General features: G+C 70.2%; 2 protein-coding genes and 1 pseudogene. All 3 read left to right on the forward strand.

Going from position 1 to position 2,485, the window contains the following annotated elements:
• Nucleotides 1–394 (forward strand): annotated as a pseudogene (locus AC27VN_RS38745) (flavin-dependent monooxygenase); the annotation flags it as partial.
• A gap of 60 nt (nucleotides 395–454) precedes the next feature.
• A complete protein-coding gene (locus AC27VN_RS38750) occupies nucleotides 455–1,441 on the forward strand; it encodes a Bug family tripartite tricarboxylate transporter substrate binding protein (RefSeq protein WP_490880108.1) in 987 nt (328 codons plus the stop codon).
• Between the two features lie 38 nt (nucleotides 1,442–1,479).
• Nucleotides 1,480–2,283 carry a cyclase family protein gene (locus AC27VN_RS38755; protein WP_395349796.1) on the forward strand — a complete coding sequence of 268 codons (804 nt, stop codon included), beginning with the start codon at nucleotides 1,480–1,482 and terminating at the stop codon, nucleotides 2,281–2,283.
• Nucleotides 2,284–2,485 lie beyond the last annotated feature (202 nt).

Genomic DNA, 2,485 nt, shown 5'->3' on the forward strand with positions numbered 1-2,485 from the left:
CACGGTCGGCGCGCGCAGCCAGGCCGAGCTGCCCGGTGTGCAGGACCGCGTCGCCCATGTCGAGGCGCTGCTCGACACGGCGCAGCTTGTCGCGCGGCGCAGCTGGTGCGATGCGATGGATTCGCTCGAGAGCCATCCCGCCATCCCCGGCGCCCTCGGCGCGCGCCTGCGCCGCGACTCGGCCTTCTGCGCGCGCCTCGTCACGCAGGCCGTCGACCTGGTGTTCGCGGGCACCGGCGGCGCCGGCCTGCAGGAGACCGATCCGATCCAGCGCATGTGGCGCGACGTGCATGCGGGCGCCGCGCAGTTCGGCCTGCAGTGGGACGTATCGGGCCCAGCCTATGGCCGGGTGCGGCTGGGCCTGCCGAGTGGCATGCCCGGATTGGGCGTCTAGACCTTCGATTCATCCCGACCGGCCGCCTCGAAGCGCCGGCAATCACAAGGAGCAGGAGACATGATTTCTTCGATGCAACGCCGGGGCTGGCTTCGCGCCAGTCTCACGGCACTCGCGCTCGGCCTTCCCGCGCTGGGCTGCTGGGCCCAGGCCTACCCGGCCAGGCCCGTGCGGCTGATCCTGCCGTTCCCGGCCGGCGGCACGGCGGACGCGGTCACGCGCCACCTCGCCCACAAGATGAGCCTGGCACTCGGCAAGCCCTTCGTGGTCGACAACGTGGTCGGCGCGGCCGGCACCATCGGTCTCGCCCAGGGGCTGCGCGCCGCGCCCGACGGCTACACGATCACGCAGATCTCGAACACCAACACGGTGGCGGCGCTGCACATGTTCAAGCGCCTGCCCTTCGATCCGCGCAAGGACATGGTGCCGGTGGCGAGCCTGTTCCAGATACCGTCCGCGGTCGTCACGAACTCCCGCGGCAGCGCGTTCGGCAGCTTCGCCGAGATGCTGGCCTATGCGCGCGCGAACCCGGGCAAGCTGTCGTACGCCTACTCGCATGCCACCGGCGCGGTGGCGGGCGCGAGCGTGAAGCAGGCCGCGGCCATCGACATCGTCGCCGTGCCCTACAAGAGCGGCCCGCAGGCGGTGGTCGAAACCCTCTCGGGCGAGATGCCGCTGCTGTTCACCGACCTCGGCGCGGTGCTGCCGCAGATCCGCGCCGGCAAGCTCAAGGCGCTGGCGGTCACCTCGGCGCAGCGCTCCGCGCTGCTGCCCGACGTTCCCACCCTGCGCGAGGTGCTGCCCGGCGCCACCGAGTTCACGGGCTGGAGCGGCTTCGTCGTGCCGGTCGGCACGCCCAGGGCCGTGGTCGACAAGTTGCACGAGACGCTGCAGCAGATCCTCGCGAGCGAGGACACCGCGAGCTTCCTGCGCGGCCTCGGCGGCGAGCCGATGCCGATGTCGGCCGACGAGTTCGCCCGCTTCATCAAGGACCAGGAACCGCTGTGGGCCAAGGCACTGGCCGCGGCCGGCATCGCGCCCGAATGAACAACCCCATCCCCACGAACCCCACCCCGGAGACCGCCATGCATCGCAAGTTCGTCGACCTGTCCATCTACCTCGAGAACGACGTGCTCTCGGACCCGCCCGGCAAGGGCCCGAAGATCGAGTACTTCCACCACCAGAACTCGCACCACCAGCTCACGAACTTCTTTCCCAAGCTGCAGAAGGAAGACCTGCCCGACGGCGAAGCCTGGGCCGTGGAGCGCGTGTCGCTGTCGACGCACAACGGCACGCACCTCGATGCGCCCTATCACTTCCACAGCACGATGGACAAGGCGCTCGGCGAGCCCCGGCCCTCGATCACCATCGACGAGGTGCCGCTCGAGTGGTGCTTCCAGCCCGGCGTGAAGCTCGACTTCCGCCACCTGCCCGACGGCTACGTGGTCCAGCCCGAGGACGTGGAGGCCGAGCTGGCGCGCATCGGCCATGCGTTGCGGCCGCTCGAGATCGTGATGATCAACACGCGCGCCGGCGCGCTCTACGGCGATCCGGTCTACGTAAGCTCGGGCTGCGGCATGGGCTACGAAGCCACCATGTACCTGCTGGAGCGCGGCATCCGGCTCACGGGCACCGACGGCTGGAGCTGGGACGCGCCCTTCGTCCACACCGCGAAGAAGTACGAGGCGACCGGCGACGCGGGCCTGATCTGGGAAGGCCACAAGGCCGGCCGCGACATCGGCTACTGCCACCTCGAGAAGCTGCACAACCTCGAGGCGCTGCCCGCCGACGGCTTCCACGTCGCCTGCTTCCCGCACAAGATCCGCAGCGCCTCCGCCGGCTGGACCCGCGCCGTCGCGATCTTCGACGAGCGCCTGAACGCGGGCTGATCGTCGTCCACGCACCGTCCATCCACTCCAGCGAGGATTCCATGGCACTCGACTTCACCCACGACCCCGCGCGCCGCTGCATCGTCGCGTCCGCGCATGCGCCCGGCTGCGACTTCACCTTGCAGAACCTGCCGTTCGGCGTGTTCCGCCGCAAGGGCGGCAACGACCCGTTCCAGGGCGGCGTCGCGATCGGCGACCAGGC

It is taken from the genome of Variovorax sp. 20P10.2.4 (genome assembly GCF_058244205.1).

What these genes read in the sequence shown, in the direction of transcription:
- AC27VN_RS38755 (WP_395349796.1), top strand. Translation starts at nt 1,480, where the DNA reads ATGCATCGCAAGTTCGTCGACCTGTCCATCTACCTCGAGAACGACGTG.
- AC27VN_RS38750 (WP_490880108.1), top strand. Translation starts at nt 455, where the DNA reads ATGATTTCTTCGATGCAACGCCGGGGCTGGCTTCGCGCCAGTCTCACG.